Source organism: Streptomyces sp. NPDC001450, assembly GCF_053597295.1.
Window position 1 is genome coordinate 24,377 of sequence record NZ_JBSFHY010000044.1, and the last position, 16,832, is coordinate 41,208.

Below are 16,832 nucleotides of genomic sequence, written 5' to 3' on the forward strand. Positions count from 1 at the left end.
GGATGCGGGAGGGGACCGGGGCCGCGCAACGGCTGGCCGAGGGCTCGGTGCTGCGGGACGTGATCGACACGAGCGACCCGGGCGCCTGGCTGTGGCTGGACGAGCAGGTGCGGGCCGACGAGTGGTACTTCCCTCCGTACGGCGTCCCCGCCTGGGAGGAGACGCCCGGCGGGCGATCGCTGACGGCCGCCCTGCGCGCCGACGGCCCGCTCACCGAGGAGCAGCTGGTGCTCGCCCTGTGTCACCGGGACGGCCGGATCCGGCACCGGGCGCTGGGCCGGGTCGCCGGGCATCCGGCACTGCTGCCGCTGGTGGCCGTGCGGTGCGCGGACTGGGCGCGGCCGGTGCGGGAGCGGGCCAGGAAGCGGCTGACCGAGGCGCTGGACGCGGAGGCGGCCGCACGGCTCGCCCCGCTGGTCCGGCGCCTCGCCGACCGCCACCGGGGCGACTTCGCCCTCGGCCTGCTCGGAAAGGTGCTGCGGCGGGCGCCCGGCGAGCGGCTGGAGCCCCTCCTCGCCTCCGTCGATCGCCGGGTGCGCCGCTTCGCGTACGGCCTCGCCGTCGAGGAGGGGCGTCTCTCTGCCGCCGAGCTGGCCCGCGCGGCCGCCCTGGACGACGACGCCGTCGTCCAGGGCCTGTGCGCCGAGGCCGCCCTGGCCGCCGTAACGGAGGAGGACGCGGAGGAGGTGCTGGGGTTGCTGCTCCGCGCCCGCAGTCCCCGGGCCCGGTCCGCCGGGGTGACCGCGCTGCGGCGTCTGGAGCGGCACAAGCAGGCCATCGGGTTCCTGGCGGACCGGTCCGCGCTGGTGCGGGCCTGCGCCCGGTATGTCGTACGGCAGTACGGGACCGATCCGTTGCCCTGGTACCGGGACCGGTGCGCCGACCCCGGTGACCCGGCGCTGCCGCCAGGTGCCGCGATCGGGCTCGCGGAGTGCGGGACCCACGCGGACGCCGCCCTGCTGTGGCCGCTGCTGGACCACCCGGTGCCCGGCGTGCGGGCCAGGGCGGTGGCCGGACTGCGCACGCTGGACGTGACGGACGTACCGCGCATGCGGCGGCTGCTGGACGATCCGGCACCCGGGGTCGTCGGCGAGGCCACCCTCGCCCTTCTCCCCTCGGCCGGGCTGCTGCCCGAGGCATGGCTGGCGGAGCGGCTGGCGGTGGGGCGGCCGCGGTGGGTACGGGTGTCGGCGTACCGGCTGCTGGACGCGCACGGAGACCTCGTACGGCTGCGGGCGGCCGTGGCGCTGCTCGGTGACGCGGACGAGCGGCTGCGTACACGGGCCGAGCTGACCGTGCGGCGGGTCCGGCCGTGGGGAGCGGACGCCGAGGTCGCGGAGCTGCTCGCCCGGGCCCGTGCCCAGCTGGGCTGAGGCGCCCGGACCCATAGGAGGCCTTTGCCGCTCCTAGGTCTGCTCGCGACCTCCTTATGGGATGCCGCAGGTGCACACTGGACAGCGGGACGAGTGCCTGACTGCGGGGTGATGCAAGATGCAGAGCCGCTTTAGGAGCGATCGGCGTCTGACCGTGCGGATGACGGTCACGATGTTCCTGCTCGGGCTGCTGTACGTGGCCTTCGTCGCCGCGTTGATCGTGTTGCTGAAGTCCTGGCTGATGGTCGTGGTCCTGGTCGGGGCGATGTTCGTGGCGCAGTTCTGGTTCTCCGACCGGATCGCGATGTTCGCCATGCACGCGCAGGTCGTGGAGCGCGAGGAGTATCCCGAGCTGCACGCGGTGGTCGACCGGATGTGCGCGATCGCGGACATGCCGAAGCCGGTGGTCGCCGTCTCCGACATGGACATGCCGAACGCGTTCGCGACCGGGCGCAATCCCGACCACGCCGTGGTCTGTGTGACCACGGGGCTGCTGCGGCGGCTGGAGCCCGCCGAGCTGGAGGGCGTCCTCGCGCACGAGCTGTCGCACGTGGCGCACAAGGACGTCGCCGTGATCACGATCGCGTCCTTCCTCGGGGTGCTCGCCGGACTGATCGTCCGGTTCGCCTTCTACTCGCAGCTCTTCGGGGGCCGCAGGGACCAGAACACCGCCGTCGTGTTCGCGGCGGTGATGGGGGTCTCGGCGGCCGTGTACGCGATCAGCTTCCTGCTGATCCGGGCCCTGTCCCGGTACCGGGAGCTGGCGGCCGACCGGGCGGCCGCGCTGCTCACCGGCCGGCCCTCGGCACTGGCGTCGGCGCTCACCAAGGTCTCCGGGGACATCGCCCGGATCCCGACCAAGGACCTGCGCACGGCGCAGGCCTTCAACGCCTTCTACTTCACCCCGGCGACGGGCAAGGAGCCCGGCATCGAGCGCTTCTTCTCCACCCACCCGACGCTGGAGCAGCGGCTGGAGCAGCTCGGGCGGATCTCCGCCGAGCTGGGCGAGGCGGCCACTCCCGGAGGGGCGGGCTGAACACGTGAGACGGCTGCGGAAGGCGGGCTGAACCTTGGGGCTGCTGGACATCCTGCTCGGGCGGACGAAGCCCGTCGCGCCCGACCTCGACCAGCTGTTCGCGCTGCCGTCGGCGGCCGTGACGCTCCAGGTCGCGGCCGGGTTCACGCCGACCGGCGAGGGCGCGGTGTGCTTCGCCACGGTCGAGGGCGCGGCCTTTGAACAGACCCACCGCGAGGTCCAGGCCCTGCTCGACGCGGACGCGGATCGCAGCGGCCCCCCGGTGGAACTCACCCAGGACAACTACGGCTACTCCTGGCTGGTCTCCCGGCGGACCCCCGACCAACTGCCCCAGCTGGTCAACGACCTGCACGCGGTGAACAGCTCGATGGAGGTCAACGGCTTCGGGCCGCAGCTGCTGTGCTCCCTCGCCGCGTTCCAGGACGAGCGGGCACGGCGCCTGGCCCTCGTCTACCTTTACAAGCGTGGCACCTTCTACCCCTTCGCGCCCCTGTCCGGCGCCGCCGAACGCCGGGACAGCGCACTGGAGTTGCAGGTGAAGGCCGTGCTCGCGAACGAACTCAGGGTCGAGCAGGACCTGAGCCGCTGGTTCCCGGTGTGGGGAGCCCCCGGCCTGTGACCGGGGGCTCCCCTGCTCACCCGCTCTTCTCGCGCTCCTGGCGCCGGGCCTCGAAGGGGCGCTCGCGACGGTAGCGGCGCTCCCACTTGGCCTGGCGGTCACGGCGCTCGCGGTAGGCCTGGTAGGTGGTGGGCGCGCCCGGCTGCCCTCCCCCGGCGGACGGGGTTTCGCCCCGCCCGTACCGCAAGTACAGGTAGAGCACGGCGACGGCGGCGAGCCACCAGGTGTGGTTTCCGAATCCGAGGATCACCAGGACGGCGGTCCCGGACAGGACGACGGTGCCCATGACGGTCCTCCGTTCGCGTGGATGTGTGATCGGCGTGAATCCAGCGTAGGGATGTGGTCACTCGGAGTGCATCCCGATTTCCGTGAGTGAATGGGTGTCATGAGCGAGCCGATCTCCTTCACTCACGAATACGACGGTGAACGCCTCAGCGGTCTGCACAGCGGCGGTCCCGGCCGGGCCACCGTGGTCCTCCTGCACGGCGCGGGCAACGGCAGCAAGGAGCGGCTGCTGCCACTGCTCACCGAGGCCGCCGCGCACGGCTGCCGCGCCCTGGCCTTCGACTTCTCCGGGCACGGCGAAAGCTCCGGCGCTCTGGCGGAGTTGAGCCTGCGCCGGCGGTTCGAGCAGGCGGTGGCGGTGCTCGACGCGCACGCTCCGGCGGACGACCCGCTGGTCCTGGTGGGGTTCAGCATGAGCGGGCAGACGGTGGCGGATCTCGTACGGCACTACGGCCCGCGGGTGGCCGCCGTGGGGCTGTGCGCGCCCGCCGTGTACGCGCCGGAGGCGCATGACGTGCCCTTCGGGGGCGATGGGGGTCCCTCCCGCTCGAGCGAAGCCGAGAGTGGGGGAGGCAGCTTCAGCGAGATCATCCGTACGCCCGGCAGCTGGCGGAACTCTCCCGCCCTGACGGCCCTGAGAGCGTACGAGGGCCGGGCGGTGCTCGCGATACCGGGCACCGACGCGGTCATCCCGCCTGAGGTGACGGAGGCCGTCCAGGACGCTCTGGCGGCGCGCGCCCAGTACACCCGCTTCGAACTCCCGGACGCCGACCACCGGTTGGGGTTGTGGTTCCGCGACCACGCCGAGGACCGGCGGGAGTTCGTGGCGGCCCTGCTGGGCGGGCTCGAGGAGCAGGGCTGGGCGGCGACGCGGCGGTGGGTGGCCGGGCGGCTTCCGCAGGGCCGTACGGTCGCCGACTCCCGCCCGCTGTCCGGGGGGTGGTCCTCGCAGATGCGCGGGCTCACCCTGGACGACGGGGAGGAGCTGGTGCTGCGCACGTTCGTGAAGCCCTTCTTCCGGCGGCACGCCCCGGGCCTGCTGTCCCGGGAGGCGGCCGTTCTCGGCCTGCTGGCGGGGCAGGAGGGCGTCCCGGCCCCGGCGCTGGTCGCCGTGGACGCGACCGGCGAACACTGTGACCATCCCTCGCTGTTGATGACCCGGCTGCCGGGTCTGGTGCGGGTGGACGACGAGGACCCGGAGGCCCTGGACCGGCGTCTGGACCTGCTCGCCGCCCAGCTGGTGCGGATCCACGCGGTCGTACCGAAGGAGCGGCCGCGGCCGTACCAGGCGTGGACCTCGCCCGAGCTGGCCCGCACCGCGGGGGGCGGGATGTGGGAGCGGGCGGTGGACGTGATCCGCCGTGACCCGCCGCCGTACCAAGGCCGCTTCCTGCACCGGGACTACCACCCGGGGAACGTGCTCTTCACGGGGGCCGGGGACGGACTGCGGGTCACCGGGGTCGTGGACTGGGTGGAGACCTCGTGGGGCCCCGCCGACCTCGACGTCGCCCACTGTTCGACGGCCCTGGCCCTGCTGCACGGCCCGGCGTACGGACTCGCCTTCCGGGACCGGTACGAGGAGCGGGGCGGCGCCGGGCTCGCGGACGGGCCGGACCACCTGTACTGGCGGCTGCTCGACGCCCTGGCCTACTCCCCCGACGCGCAGAAGCTGGCCGGACCGTGGCGTGAGCTGGGGCGCACGGATCTGACGCCGGAGGTGCTGGGCGGGCGGCTGGAGGCGTATGTGCGCGGGCTGCTGGAGCGCTACGGCTGAGCGGCCGGTCACACCCCCGGCTCGGCCGGCACCACGCCCGCCGCGATGGCCGCGCCGAGGGTGGCGTGGTCGGCGGCGGTCCGGTCGGCGTAGGCCACGGCGAAGTCGGCGACGGCGTGGTCGAAGGTGTCGGCGGCGCCGAGGTAGGCGGCGATGGCGATGCGGTCGCCGGAGCGGGCGTGGGCGCGGGCCAGGGTGGTGCCGCACAGCCGGGCATAGGCGAGCAGGCCGGCCGGGTCCAGGCCGGCGAGCTCGGCGGAGCCCTTCATGTCGCGCAGCTGGCGCCAGTAGAAGGAGCGGCCCTGCGGCCCGCTCATCCAGCCGAGGAAGATGTCGGTGGCGGACTGCAGCAGCCGCTGCCCGGCGACCACCCGGTGCCCGGGATGGACGTACGGCCCGCTCGGCAGGTACTCCTCGAGCACCGAGGACCGCGCCTCCTTGATCTGCAGGAACAGCGGGTCGTCGGCGTCGCGCCCGGCGAGCAGCACGATGAAGCAGCGGATGCCGACGCTGCCCACGCCGACGACCTTGCGGGCGGCGTCGACGAAGCGGTAGCGGTCGAGGAGGTGGCGGCGCTCCTCGGCGAGGGTGGAGCGGTAGTCGCAGAAGATCTTGCGCAGGGAGGCCATGTCCGGCACGCCGGCGGGTTCCAGCAGCGGCGGGTCGTGGATGATCCGGCGCCGCCCGTCGACCACCTCGGTCAGGCTGCCGAGCGCCTGGAGACTGGTGCGGCGGCGGGCCCGGGTGAGGGTGGACTCCAGGCGGCGCCGGCGGCGGGCGGAGCGGACGAGGGGCAGCAGGCTCTCGGCGTCGACCTGCTCGTACCAGACGGCCAGTTCCCCAAGTCCGGCCATGCGGCGTATCGCGGTGCGGTACCCGGTGGCGGCCGCCCGGGCCGCGGCCCGTTCCCCGGCCTTGGTGTGCCCGTTCTCCCGGGCCGCGACGGCCACGCTGGCCGCGAGCCGTTTGACGTCCCACTCGAAGGGCCCGGGGTGGGTCTCGTCGAAGTCGTTGAGGTCGAAGAGCAGGCTGCGTTCCGGGGAGGCGTAGAGCCCGAAGTTGAGCAGGTGTGCGTCGCCGCACAGCTGCACTTTGAGCCCGGTGTGCGGCTGGGCGGCGAGGTCGGCGGCCATCACCGCGGCGGCGCCGCGCAGGAAGGCCAGCGGCGAGCCGGCCATCCGCCCGTACCGGATCGGCAGCAGCTCCGGCAGCCGGTCCCGGCCCTGCCGCTCCAGTACGGCGACGGGGTCGCGCCGGTCGGCGGACGGGAGCCAGAGGGCGTGCGCGGAGCGGGGGGCGTGCTTACGGGTCTCTTTGCCGTGCCGGGCCCGGTCCTCGGGGGTACCGCGCCTGAGTCGGTCCTCGGGGATGCTCATCGGCAGCCTCTCTCTACGGGGGCCTCACCCTTCCCGTCACCTCCTGACCTGCTGTTCGCAGTGAAGGCCGCGGGGGTGGGCGTGCGCATGCCGGGCACGGCGATCGGGTGACGGGGCCGACTGTCAGTGGCGTCGGCGACGATGAAGGCAAGGCATGGTGAGCGACGGGGAGGTCGGCATGGGTGACGGACGGCGGCGGCACATCGGCGTGGCGGAGCGGCGGGCCCGGCTCGCCCTGCGGCACCGCCTGGCGGGTACGGCGCGGGCGGCGCGGCCGGAGGAGGTCGCCGCCTCGCTGGTGGCCCTGCACGGCACGGACCCGGCGACGGTGTACCTGGCGGTGGCGGCGCGGCTCGCCGACCCGGCGAAGGCGGTGCCGGAGACGGAGCGGGCGCTGTACGAGGACCGCACGCTGGTCCGGATGCACGGCATGCGGCACACGGTGTTCGTGTTCCCCACCGAGCTGACGGCCGTCGTCCACGCGTCGACGGGTCTGACGGTGGCCGCCCGCGAACGGGTTTCCCTGCTCAAGGACATGGCCAAGGCGGGCGCCCCGGACGCGGGCTGGCTGGCGGAGGTCGAGGCGTCCGCGCTGGCCGCGCTGGCCCGGCGCGGCCAGGCGACGGCGGCGGAGCTGACGGCGGACGAGCCGCGCCTGCGCGAGCAGTTCGTGTACGCGGCCGGGAAGAGCTACGAGGGCGTCCACACGGTCTCCTCCCGCCTGCTGCGCGTGCTCGGCGTCGAGGGCAAGGTGGTCCGCGGCCGCCCGCTCGGCTCCTGGACGTCCAGCCAGTTCCGCTGGGCGCCGGCCCCCGAGCACCCCGAACTGGACGCGGTGCGGGCTCAGGCGGACCTGCTGGGCCGCTGGCTGCGGGCCTGCGGACCGGCGACGGAGGCGGACCTCAAGTGGTGGACCGGGTGGCGAGTCACCGAGGTCCGGCGTGCCCTGTCCGCGATCGGCGCGCTGGAGGTCTCCCTGGACGAGGGCACGGGTTACGTCACCGACGGCGACGCGGACCCGGTGCCGGCCCCTGGAGAACCCTGGGCGGCCCTGCTCCCGGGCCTCGACCCGACGGCCATGGCCTGGCAGCAGCGCGACTGGTACCTCGCCGCGGACCTGCGCCCGCACCTCTTCGACCGCAGCGGCAACGTGGGCCCGACGGTGTGGTGGGACGGCAGGGTGGTGGGCGGCTGGGCCCAGCGGGCGGACGGGGAGATCGTCTGGCGCATCCCCGAGGCGGGCGTACGCCGGGAGGCCGAGGCGGCGGTCGCGGCGGAGGCGGAGCGGTTGCGCTCATGGGTGGGGGCGACGAAGGTGACTCCGCGCTTCCGGACGCCCCTGGAGCGGGAGTTGTCGGCGTGAGGTGCCGGGTGCCCCGCACGGACGCGCACGGGGCACCCGGCACCACGGCTCAGCGCGAGTACCGCATGAACGCCCGCACCATGTGGCACGTCGTGTCCGACGGCGGGTGCACGCCGATCTTCTCCGCGGTGCTGCGGATCGTCTCGTTGCGCGCCTGGTCGGGCAGGTAGACGCCAAGGTCGAGCAGGGCTATGGCCAGGCGCATGGCCTTCAGGCGCCGGTTGTGCGTGACGTACCACTCGCGCGGCCGCCCGGCCGGCAGGGCACGCTTCTCCATGGGCACGTAGGGCGAGTCGAGCTGGACGGAACGCTTGGCGGTGGACTGGGTCGGCAACGGCTTGGACTTCAGGGCGGCAGCGGGCACAGGCATCCTCCTGTCGCGGTCAGGGCAGCACCGGAAGGCTCCGGTGATTCCCTCGAACACTGCCTCCAGTTTACTGCTGGGCACTGACAATGAGGGAGCCCAGAGGGTCCGTCAAAGCTCCAGGTCAGCAGGGAAATTGCCATCCCGTCACCGCAGGTTCGGGAGGTGCGCCTGAGGTGGCGGAAATTCGAACAGAACCGAGAGTGAGGGCAGTCCGCGATACCGTGCCGCTCACGCCCGCCGGCACCGAACCGCCCGTGGACGCGGTCACCTACTGGGACCTCCTCACCGAGCTCCCGGCCGACGACGACCCGCTCGGCGCGCTGATCCCGCGACCGGCCGCCGCGTACGGCGAGCCGCGGTGACTCACGTTCCACCTGGCCGACGTCGGTTCCGCCGCGGGCCGCGCCGCCGCACTCGCCGATCCCGCCGCCCGCGTCGGTAGCCAGGACAAGGTGCTGACCGTCGGCGACTACTTGTGCGCGTCCGTGCTCGAGTGGACCCTGCACCACCTCGGCCTGATCGCGCATCTGCCGTCGGCCGCCGAGCCGCACGCCGGCCGACGCGGAGAAGGCCGCTCCGGGCGACCTCGCCGAGAGGCTTCCGCTCGTCCTCGGCCGAGCGGACCGTTCGCTCCCAGGTGGGGAGCAGGGTTCGCGTACCGTGGGCCGCATGGAAATCTGGATCAATCCGGCCTGCTCGAAGTGTCGTAGCGCGCTCAGCCTTCTCGACGCCGAGGGGGCCGACTACACCGTCCGCCGTTATCTGGAGGACGTGCCCGGCGAGGACGAGATCAGGGCCGTACTCGACCGGCTCGGGCTCGAACCGTGGGACATCACCCGCACCCAGGAGGCCGCGGCCAAGGAGCTGGGGCTCAAGGAGTGGGTGCGCGACGAGACCTCGCGGGACCGGTGGATCACGGCGCTCGCCGAGCACCCCAAGCTCATCCAGCGCCCGATCATCACGGCCGACGACGGAACCGCGCTGGTGGCCCGTACCGAAGAGGCCGTGCAGGAGGCGCTCTCCCGGAACAAGAGCTGAGCAGGCTCAACTCCCCTGTGACGCAGGTTACTTCGGCAAACTCCCGCAACCACTGAGTAACCTCGTTCGGGATCTCGTACATAGCGGCGTACGCTCCCCTACCTCTTCAGGAGGCGCGGATGTCGCGCAGGAGAACTCTCGGCACGAAGAAGAAGATCGCGCTGCTCGTCAGCGCCGCGGCGGTGGCGGGCGGCGGCGCCTTCGCGCTGGCGTCCACCTCGAACGCCGCGCAGAGCCCGCAGAACGCCAAGACGCTGTCCGCCGGGGACTCGACCGTCTGCCAGGGGCTGGCCACGGCCCACGGCAACAACGACAAGTTCATCGCGGACCAGAAGGCGAAACCGGACGCGCAGTCGGCGGCCCGGATCGCCAACCGTGAGGCGGTCATCAAACAGATCGAGGTCCAGCAGAAGGCTGCCGGATGCACCGTTGGGGAATCGGCTCAGGGCTCCCAGGCGGCGCAGGGCACGGCCGGTCAGCAGGGCATGGCCGGTCAGCACGGCAAGGCCGGTCAGCACGGCAAGGCCGGTCAGCAGGGCAACGCGGGCCAGCAGGGCAACGCCGGTCAGCAGGGCAACCAGCAGGCCGGCGGCGCGGGGAACAACGGCGGTGGCGCTGCCGCGGCCTCCGGTCAGCAGGTGTGCAAGGGCTCCACGGTCACGCTCTCGGGCGAGGGCGGTGCCCCGGCCGCGTCCAGCAGCCAGTTCCCGGCGGGTACGACCCTGAAGGTCACCAACCTGGACAACAACAAGTCCACGACGGTGAAGGTCACCTCGGTCTCCGGCAGTTGTGTGCTGCTGAACAACGCGGCCTTCGAACAGGTCCGGGAGCCGGGCAAGTTCCTCATCCGCCGCGCGGTGATCGAGAAGGTGGGGTGAGGTTCAGCCACCGGACAGGAAATCGGTGAGGTGACGGGCCAGGCCGGGTGAGGCTGCCTGCGGCAGCGCGTGGTGGGAGACACCGGGCAGTACGACGGCCTCCACGTGCGGCAGCGTTGCCGCGGCCCGGCTCGTCACCGTGATGGGGTCATGGGTCCTGCTGTTCGCCGCCGCGAGCAGCAGGACCGGTATCTCCAGGGCGCGCAGCGCGTCCGGTGCCGGGCGGGGGCCCGTCACCGGCTTCGCGGACGGGAAGCTCGCGGCCGCCTCCTGGAGGCCCAGCCAGTCGGGGTCGAGGTTCGCTCCCCCGGTCTCCCACTCCAGGAACGCGCGGACCCGGCGGGGTGCGGGTCGCAGCAGCATCGGCAGGGCGTGGAGCAGGTACGCCGCCTTGTATCCGGCGAAGCACAGGGTCGGATCGAGGAGGAACAGGCGGCGTACCCGAGCGGGTGCGCGCAGGGCGTGATGCAGGGCGATCCAGGCACCGTACGAGTGCCCGCCCACGTCGGCCGACGTCACTCCGAGGCCGTCCAGCAGGGCGTCCAGCCAGGAAGCCAGGTCGGCGACCGTACGGGGGTGGCGGTCGGTGGCCGGGGTACTCAGGCCGGGGGCGCCGATCAGGTCGGGGGCGTAGACGCGCCGGACGCGGGCCAGGTCGGCGGCCTGGGCGTACCAGGACGCGGAGGTCGCCGTGCCGCCGCCCGGCAGCAGGAGCAGCGGGGGCGCCTCGCGCGGGCCGCAGACGTTGACCCGGGTGTCGCCGAAGGGCGTGGCGACGGTCAGCGCCTCGCGGTCCGCCGGCCATTTCGCCAGCACCCTGTCGTACGCAACCCGGAAGGCGTCGGCGTCGTACACGCTCGTCCACGGCACGGAGGAACCCCCTATTATCTCGCCCAGCAAGATACTTGTTGAGCGAGATAGTACGCCGGGAGGACCCGCATGCCGACCCAGCCCCGTCCCGACGCGGCGCCCGAGATGGAGATCGTCCACCTGCTGCGGGCCGTCGCCGTCGAACTCGGCCTGCACAGCGGCCGGTTCGCGAACCAGAACGGCATGCATCCCACCGACGTACGCGCCCTGATCGCGCTCATGGACGCACGGCGCGCGGGCGAGGAGACGACCGCCGGGCGGCTCGGGGCCGAGCTTGGGCTCAACTCTGCGGGAACCACCGCGCTCGTCGACCGGCTGGAACGGGCCGGGCAGGTGCGGCGGGTGCGCGCGGAGCGGGACCGGCGGCGGGTCGTGGTGGAGGTGGAGGAGCGCGCGGTCGAGCTGGGCCAGGCGTTCTTCGGCCCGCTGATCGAGCGGTCGCTGGAGCTGCTGCGGGGGTACGACGAGCGGCAGCTGGCGGCGATCCGGGGATTCCTGGGCGGAGTTCGGGAGGCCGCCGCCGAGGGCCGCGCGTGAGCGCCCATACCCCGCGGGTGCGGCCCTCACAACGTGAGCCGGGACACAGAACCACCAGGTAACACGGGGTTCACACGAGAGCAATGGCCGGGAAATCGCCTGTTGACAGGCTGCCCCGCAGATCGACGCGGCGCCCCAGTGCCGCAGCGCCGCAAGCACCCGCGAGTGCACCCGCACCCACCCCCGAAGGATGTGGCCCCGTGACCTTCAAGGCTGAGTACATCTGGATCGACGGCACCGAGCCGACGGCCAAGCTGCGTTCCAAGACGAAGATCATCACGGGTTCCCCCGCCGGTCTCGACGCGCTGCCGATCTGGGGCTTCGACGGGTCCTCCACGAACCAGGCCGAGGGGCACTCCTCGGACCGTGTGCTCAAGCCGGTCTTCACCTGCCCGGACCCGATCCGCGGCGGCGACGACATCCTCGTCCTGTGCGAGGTCCTGGACATCGACTTCACCCCGCACTCCTCCAACACGCGTGCCGCGCTGGCCGAGGTCGCCGAGCGGTTCGCCGCCCAGGAGCCCATCTTCGGCATCGAGCAGGAGTACACCTTCTTCGACGGCGCCCGCCCGCTGGGCTTCCCCGAGGGCGGCTTCCCGGCCCCCCAGGGCGGCTACTACTGCGGTGTCGGCGCCGACGAGATCTTCGGCCGCGAGATCGTCGAGGCCCACCTGGACAACTGCCTGAAGGCGGGGCTCGCGATCTCCGGCATCAACGCCGAGGTCATGCCCGGCCAGTGGGAGTTCCAGGTCGGCCCGGTCTCCCCGCTGGAGGTCTCCGACCACCTGTGGGTGGCCCGCTGGCTGCTCTACCGCACCGCCGAGGACTTCGGCATCTCCGCCACCCTCGACCCCAAGCCGGTCAAGGGCGACTGGAACGGCGCGGGCGCGCACACCAACTTCTCCACCAAGGCGATGCGCGAGGGCTACGACGCGATCATCACCGCCTGCGAGTCGCTCGGTGAGGGCTCCAAGCCGCTCGACCACGTCAAGAACTACGGCGCCGGCATCGACGACCGTCTGACGGGTCTGCACGAGACCGCCCCGTGGAACGAGTACTCCTACGGCGTCTCCAACCGCGGCGCCTCGGTCCGCATCCCGTGGCAGGTCGAGAAGGACGGCAAGGGCTACATCGAGGACCGCCGCCCGAACGCCAACGTCGACCCGTACGTGGTGACCCGCCTCCTGGTGGACACCTGCTGCTCCGCCCTGGAGAAGGCCGGCCAGGTCTGATCCGCCCAGCGGCTTCCACGAGGGGCGTCCGCCGTCTTGGCGGGCGCCCCTTGTGTGTTGGCCGGCGTCCGAGGAGTGAGAGCGGGCTCCTGCCCGGGCGGCTCGTCTGCTTCAATGGGTCCATGGCCAGCTTCCGGAAGTACCGCGCTACGGGTCGCCATGACCTGGAGCCCTTCTGGCCGTCCCGTCAGCACCACGACTTCGACCGGGTGTGTTGCCGCGCGACGAACGCGCCGGCCCTCTGAAGCCGTACACCCCGGCCTTCGGCCAGCGCGCACGACGTACGTCCCCAGACGAACCTCTCGCGCGAAAGAGCTGACCTCTCATGGCGACCACTCGTTCCCTGTCCTCCGTCCCCGCCACCTCCCCCGCCCCGCACCGGCTGCGCGCCGTCGACCCCGACGAGGGCTGGGGTCTCCCCGGCTCGAACGAAGTCGAGAGCCTGGGCAACGACGTCGCGGACTTCCTGCCGCCGGGCGCCACCTGGCTGCCCGCGCCCCAGCACACCCTGCCCGCGCTGCCGGGCAGGCCGCCGATGGTCGGATACCTCGTACTCATCCCGGCCGAGCGCCCGCACACCGTGCCGGCCGACCACCCCGGTGTCGCCGGTGACACCGGCGACCCCCTCGTGCGCATCGACGCCGCGCAGCGCACCGCCTCGGTCGACGGCCGCGAACTCGACCTCACCTACCTGGAGTTCGAGCTGCTCGCGCACCTGGTGGCGCACCCGCACCGGGTGCACACCCGCGACCAGCTGGTCACCACCGTGTGGGGGTACGGCCACGTCGGCGACGGCCGCACCGTCGACGTCCACGTCGCCCGGCTGCGCCGCAAGCTGGGCACCCAGCACCGCCGGACCATCCAGACCGTGCGCCGGGTCGGCTACAAGTACACGCCGCCGACCGGGCGTTGACCTGGGCTGTCTGCCTACGGCAGACAGGCCTTTTCTCCCGGGCCGGTACCGGGCACGCTCCCCCGCATGAGACTTCTCGTGCTGGGCGGAACGGAGTTCGTGGGGCGGGCCGTGGTGGAGGCCGCGCTCGGGCGCGGCTGGGAGGTGACCGTCTTGCACCGGGGACGGCACCGGCCTTCCGAGGGGGTGCGGTCGCTGCACGGCGACCGCACCGCCGCCGACGGTCTGGCCGCCCTCGCCGGGGACGACGGCGCCTGGGACGCCGTGGTCGACACCTGGTCGGCCGCGCCCCGCGCCGTACACGAGGCGGCACGACTGCTGCGGGGCCGTGCCGGACGGTACGTGTACGTCTCCAGCCGGTCGGTGTACGCCTGGCCCTGGCCCCCGGGAGCCCGCGAGGACACTCCGCTGGTCGAGGGCGCCGCGGCCGACGCGGAGGCGACCGACTACGCGCGGGACAAGCGGGGCGGTGAACTGGCCGCCGTCGAGGCCTTCGGCACGGAGGGCTCGCTGCTGGTGCGGGCCGGGCTGATCCTCGGCCCCTACGAGAACGTCGGCAGGCTCCCCTGGTGGCTGACCCGGATCGCCCGCGGCGGCTCGGTCCTGGCACCCGGGCCGCGCGAACTGCCGGTGCAGTACATCGACGTGCGCGACCTCGCCGACTGGCTCATCGGGGCGGTGGAACAGAAGCTGAGCGGGCCGTACAACCTGGTGAGCCCGCCGGGCCACACCACGATGGGTGAACTGCTGCGGGCGTGCGCCGACGCCACCGGCGCGGACGCCGAACTGCGCTGGACAGACCCGGAGGTGATCCTGGACGCCGGGATCGAGCCGTGGACCGAGCTGCCGGTGTGGGTGCCGCCGGGCGGTGAGATGTACGACGCCGTGCACCGCGCGGACGTGTCCCGTGCGCTGGCCACGGGACTGGTGTGCCGGCCGGTGGCCGAGACCGTCGCGGACACCTGGCGGTGGCTGACCGGGATCGGCGGTACGGCACCGCAGCGGCCGGACCGGACGGCCAAGGGCCTGGCCCCGGAGGTGGAGGCGAAGGTGCTGGCCAGGGCGGGGGGTGTACCTGACACCACCCCCCAAGAGGGGACCTCCGACGACTGACCCGGGCTCGGGCGTCGGCGAGACTTGCCGCATGAACACCGACATCAAGCGTGGCGCGGTGCGGACCCGTGCGCGAGAGGTCCTGCTGGCCGCCGTACAGGGCCTGACACTGGCCGTGGCCGTGCTCCCCTGCGGTGTGGCGTTCCTCGTCCTGACCCTGGTCTCCGTCGCCTTCGTCCCGCTCGGCATCGGGCTGTTCACGACCCCGGCGATCCTGACCGGCGTACGGGCCCTGGCCGACGTCCGCAGACGGCTCGCGGCCGAGTGGTGCGGGGTGCGGATACCCGCGGCGTACCGGCCCGTCCCCCCGGGTGCCAAGCCGTGGACCCGCACCTTCCACCTGCTCCGCGACCCGCAGGTCCGGCGGGACGTGCTGTGGCTGCCGGTGGACATGACGGCGGGCTTCGTGACCGCGCTGCTCCCGGCCGTGCTGGTGTTCTACCCGGTCGAGGGACTCTTGCTGGCGGCCGGGCTGTGGCGGGCGTACGTGCCGGCCTCCGGCGGCACCTACTGGTACGCCTTCGTGCCGGTCTCCGACCAGACGAGCGCTTTCGGCGCGGCCGCGCTCGCCGCCGTGCTCCTCGTCGTCGCCCACCGTCTGGTCCCGCGCATGCTGACCGCGCACTTCCGGCTCACCCGAGCCGTGCTCGACACCGGCCGGGGCGAACTCGTCGAACGCGTCCGCGTGCTGACCGAGACCCGACGCGACGCCGTGGACACCTCGGCCGCCGAACTGCGCCGCATCGAGCGGGACCTGCACGACGGGGCGCAGGCCTGGCTGGTCGCGATGGGCATGGACCTCGGCACGATCGAGATGCTGCTGGAGAAGGACCCGGCCCAGGCGAAGAAGCTCCTCTCCCAGGCCCGCCGGAACTCGGTGGAGGCCTTGGAGGAACTGCGCGACCTGGTCCGCGGCATCCATCCGCCGGTGCTGGCCGAGCGCGGACTCGGGGACGCCGTGCGGGCGTTGGCGCTGCGGCTGCCCGTGCCGAGCGAGGTGAGCGTGGAGCTGTCCGGCCGCGCGGACGCGCCCGTCGAGTCGGCCGCCTACTTCGCGGTCAGCGAGGTGCTCACCAACGCCGTCAAGCACTCCGGTGCCGACCGGCTCTGGGTGGACCTGCACCACGCCGGCGACACGCTGCGGATCACGGTCACCGACAACGGCAGGGGCGGCGCCGTGATCGGCGGGGGCTCGGGGCTCGCCGGGGTCGAGCGGCGGCTCGGTACATTCGACGGCGTCCTGGCCGTCAGCAGCCCCGCGGGCGGTCCCACCCTGGTGACCATGGAGATCCCGTGCGTGTTGTCCTAGCCGAAGACCTCTTCCTGCTGCGCGACGGACTGGTCCGGCTGCTGGAGGCCCACGGCTTCGAGATCGCGGCGGCCGTCGAGTCCGGGCCGGAACTCACCCGGGCACTGGCCGAGTTGGAGCCGGACGTCGCCGTGGTCGACGTACGCCTGCCGCCCACGCACACCGACGAGGGGCTGCAGTGCGCGCTGCGGGCGCGGCGGGAGCGGCCCGGGCTGCCGGTGCTGGTGCTCTCCCAGCACGTGGAGCAGCTGTACGCGCGGGAGCTGCTGGCCGACGGCAGCGGCGGGGTGGGCTATCTGCTCAAGGACCGGGTCTTCGACGCCGACCAGTTCGTGGACGCCGTACGACGGGTGGCCGCGGGCGGTACGGCGATGGACCCGCAGGTGATCCAGCAGCTGCTGTCGCGGCGGGCGGCCGACGACCGGCCGCTCGGCAACCTCACCCCGCGCGAGCGGGAGGTGCTGGAGCTGATGGCGCAGGGCCGGTCGAACGCGGCGATCGCGGCCCAACTGGTGGTGACGGAACGGGCCATCGCCAAGCACACCTCCAACATCTTCGGCAAACTGGGCCTTGAGGTGTCGGACGACGACAATCGCCGCGTTCTGGCCGTGCTCGCCCACCTCGATCACGGCCGCTGATCCTGAATGCAACTTCCGCTGCTCAGCGGGCATTTGAGCCCCGATCGCGGGGTAAACCTCTGACTAATTCGTGAGACGGCTGAACACCTCTGGGGCGGTGTCCGTATGGAT

17 protein-coding genes and 1 pseudogene are annotated in these 16,832 nt (G+C 72.9%); 14 read left to right on the forward strand and 4 right to left on the reverse strand.

The window, feature by feature from the left end:
- The first annotated feature begins 2 nt into the window (after positions 1–2).
- The 3 genes from ACWC5O_RS36555 (at position 3) to pspAB (ending at position 3,028) form a co-directional block, all read left to right on the forward strand.
- The gene (locus ACWC5O_RS36555; protein WP_450590261.1) at positions 3–1,373 is read left to right on the forward strand and encodes a hypothetical protein; all 1,371 of its coding nucleotides are present in this window, start codon (positions 3–5) and stop codon (positions 1,371–1,373) included.
- 118 nt (positions 1,374–1,491) lie between these two features.
- Positions 1,492–2,409 (forward strand): zinc metalloprotease HtpX, encoded by a 918-nt coding sequence (gene htpX / locus ACWC5O_RS36560; protein WP_450590260.1) that lies wholly within the window; start codon positions 1,492–1,494, stop codon positions 2,407–2,409.
- 34 nt (positions 2,410–2,443) lie between these two features.
- Positions 2,444–3,028, forward strand: a complete 585-nt coding sequence (gene pspAB, locus ACWC5O_RS36565) for a PspA-associated protein PspAB (RefSeq protein WP_450590259.1) — start codon at positions 2,444–2,446, stop codon at positions 3,026–3,028.
- A gap of 16 nt (positions 3,029–3,044) precedes the next feature.
- Here the strand turns inward: pspAB and ACWC5O_RS36570 are convergent, their stop codons facing one another.
- Entirely contained in the window at positions 3,045–3,314 is a 270-nt protein-coding gene (locus tag ACWC5O_RS36570) for a hypothetical protein (RefSeq protein WP_450590258.1), read from the reverse strand.
- A 90-nt stretch (positions 3,315–3,404) separates the two neighbouring features.
- On the opposite strand from ACWC5O_RS36570, the gene ACWC5O_RS36575 reads away from it, so the two are divergent.
- The gene (locus ACWC5O_RS36575) at positions 3,405–5,087 is read left to right on the forward strand and encodes an alpha/beta fold hydrolase (protein ID WP_450590257.1); all 1,683 of its coding nucleotides are present in this window, start codon (positions 3,405–3,407) and stop codon (positions 5,085–5,087) included.
- Positions 5,088–5,095: 8 nt separating this feature from the next.
- Here ACWC5O_RS36575 and ACWC5O_RS36580 read toward each other — a convergent pair whose 3' ends face one another.
- Positions 5,096–6,463, reverse strand: coding sequence for a DUF2252 domain-containing protein (locus tag ACWC5O_RS36580; RefSeq protein WP_450590256.1), 1,368 nt, complete (start codon positions 6,461–6,463; stop codon positions 5,096–5,098).
- A 178-nt stretch (positions 6,464–6,641) separates the two neighbouring features.
- Between ACWC5O_RS36580 and ACWC5O_RS36585 the strand changes: the two genes are divergently transcribed.
- Positions 6,642–7,826 (forward strand): winged helix DNA-binding domain-containing protein, encoded by a 1,185-nt coding sequence (locus ACWC5O_RS36585; protein ID WP_450590255.1) that lies wholly within the window; start codon positions 6,642–6,644, stop codon positions 7,824–7,826.
- A 49-nt stretch (positions 7,827–7,875) separates the two neighbouring features.
- Here the strand turns inward: ACWC5O_RS36585 and ACWC5O_RS36590 are convergent, their stop codons facing one another.
- Positions 7,876–8,190, reverse strand: coding sequence for a hypothetical protein (locus ACWC5O_RS36590; protein WP_450590254.1), 315 nt, complete (start codon positions 8,188–8,190; stop codon positions 7,876–7,878).
- A gap of 230 nt (positions 8,191–8,420) precedes the next feature.
- Between ACWC5O_RS36590 and ACWC5O_RS36595 the strand changes: the two are divergent.
- From ACWC5O_RS36595 to ACWC5O_RS36605, 3 genes and pseudogenes are all read left to right on the forward strand, one after another.
- Positions 8,421–8,903 (forward strand): annotated as a pseudogene (locus ACWC5O_RS36595) (maleylpyruvate isomerase N-terminal domain-containing protein); the annotation flags it as partial.
- Positions 8,863–9,231 carry an arsenate reductase family protein gene (locus ACWC5O_RS36600; protein WP_450590253.1) on the forward strand — a complete coding sequence of 123 codons (369 nt, stop codon included), beginning with the start codon at positions 8,863–8,865 and terminating at the stop codon, positions 9,229–9,231. The pseudogene ACWC5O_RS36595 and the gene ACWC5O_RS36600, both read left to right, overlap by 41 nt.
- A 119-nt stretch (positions 9,232–9,350) precedes the next feature.
- Positions 9,351–10,109: a hypothetical protein gene (locus ACWC5O_RS36605; RefSeq protein ID WP_450590252.1), complete on the forward strand. Its 759-nt coding sequence runs from the start codon at positions 9,351–9,353 to the stop codon at positions 10,107–10,109.
- Positions 10,110–10,112: 3 nt separating this feature from the next.
- Here the strand turns inward: ACWC5O_RS36605 and ACWC5O_RS36610 are convergent, their stop codons facing one another.
- A complete protein-coding gene (locus ACWC5O_RS36610) occupies positions 10,113–10,979 on the reverse strand; it encodes an alpha/beta fold hydrolase (RefSeq protein WP_450590251.1) in 867 nt (288 codons plus the stop codon).
- Positions 10,980–11,048: 69 nt separating this feature from the next.
- Here ACWC5O_RS36610 and ACWC5O_RS36615 point away from each other — a divergent pair, with 69 nt between their 5' ends.
- The 6 genes from ACWC5O_RS36615 to ACWC5O_RS36640 all read left to right on the forward strand — a co-directional run bounded on the left by ACWC5O_RS36615 (position 11,049) and on the right by ACWC5O_RS36640 (position 16,721).
- Entirely contained in the window at positions 11,049–11,516 is a 468-nt protein-coding gene (locus ACWC5O_RS36615; RefSeq protein WP_450590250.1) for a MarR family transcriptional regulator, read from the forward strand.
- A gap of 200 nt (positions 11,517–11,716) precedes the next feature.
- The gene (gene glnII, locus ACWC5O_RS36620; protein ID WP_450590249.1) at positions 11,717–12,748 is read left to right on the forward strand and encodes a glutamine synthetase; all 1,032 of its coding nucleotides are present in this window, start codon (positions 11,717–11,719) and stop codon (positions 12,746–12,748) included.
- A gap of 325 nt (positions 12,749–13,073) precedes the next feature.
- Entirely contained in the window at positions 13,074–13,661 is a 588-nt protein-coding gene (locus ACWC5O_RS36625) for a winged helix-turn-helix domain-containing protein (protein ID WP_450590248.1), read from the forward strand.
- A 66-nt stretch (positions 13,662–13,727) separates the two neighbouring features.
- Positions 13,728–14,774 (forward strand): NAD-dependent epimerase/dehydratase family protein, encoded by a 1,047-nt coding sequence (locus tag ACWC5O_RS36630; RefSeq protein WP_450590247.1) that lies wholly within the window; start codon positions 13,728–13,730, stop codon positions 14,772–14,774.
- Positions 14,775–14,805: 31 nt separating this feature from the next.
- Positions 14,806–16,083: a sensor histidine kinase gene (locus ACWC5O_RS36635; protein WP_450590246.1), complete on the forward strand. Its 1,278-nt coding sequence runs from the start codon at positions 14,806–14,808 to the stop codon at positions 16,081–16,083.
- A complete protein-coding gene (locus tag ACWC5O_RS36640; RefSeq protein WP_450590245.1) occupies positions 16,068–16,721 on the forward strand; it encodes a response regulator transcription factor in 654 nt (217 codons plus the stop codon). The genes ACWC5O_RS36635 and ACWC5O_RS36640 overlap by 16 nt, the downstream gene beginning before the upstream one ends.
- Positions 16,722–16,832: the final 111 nt, after the last annotated feature.

Excerpts from the sequence above, each read along its gene's own strand:
- ACWC5O_RS36555 (WP_450590261.1), top strand. The coding sequence starts at position 3 with ATGCGGGAGGGGACCGGGGCCGCGCAACGGCTGGCCGAGGGCTCGGTG.
- htpX (WP_450590260.1), top strand. The coding sequence starts at position 1,492 with ATGCAGAGCCGCTTTAGGAGCGATCGGCGTCTGACCGTGCGGATGACG.
- ACWC5O_RS36570 (WP_450590258.1), bottom strand. The coding sequence starts at position 3,314 with ATGGGCACCGTCGTCCTGTCCGGGACCGCCGTCCTGGTGATCCTCGGA.
- ACWC5O_RS36575 (WP_450590257.1), top strand. The coding sequence starts at position 3,405 with ATGGGTGTCATGAGCGAGCCGATCTCCTTCACTCACGAATACGACGGT.
- ACWC5O_RS36580 (WP_450590256.1), bottom strand. The coding sequence starts at position 6,463 with ATGAGCATCCCCGAGGACCGACTCAGGCGCGGTACCCCCGAGGACCGG.
- ACWC5O_RS36585 (WP_450590255.1), top strand. The coding sequence starts at position 6,642 with ATGGGTGACGGACGGCGGCGGCACATCGGCGTGGCGGAGCGGCGGGCC.
- ACWC5O_RS36600 (WP_450590253.1), top strand. The coding sequence starts at position 8,863 with ATGGAAATCTGGATCAATCCGGCCTGCTCGAAGTGTCGTAGCGCGCTC.
- ACWC5O_RS36605 (WP_450590252.1), top strand. The coding sequence starts at position 9,351 with ATGTCGCGCAGGAGAACTCTCGGCACGAAGAAGAAGATCGCGCTGCTC.
- ACWC5O_RS36615 (WP_450590250.1), top strand. The coding sequence starts at position 11,049 with ATGCCGACCCAGCCCCGTCCCGACGCGGCGCCCGAGATGGAGATCGTC.
- ACWC5O_RS36625 (WP_450590248.1), top strand. The coding sequence starts at position 13,074 with ATGGCGACCACTCGTTCCCTGTCCTCCGTCCCCGCCACCTCCCCCGCC.
- ACWC5O_RS36630 (WP_450590247.1), top strand. The coding sequence starts at position 13,728 with ATGAGACTTCTCGTGCTGGGCGGAACGGAGTTCGTGGGGCGGGCCGTG.
- ACWC5O_RS36635 (WP_450590246.1), top strand. The coding sequence starts at position 14,806 with ATGAACACCGACATCAAGCGTGGCGCGGTGCGGACCCGTGCGCGAGAG.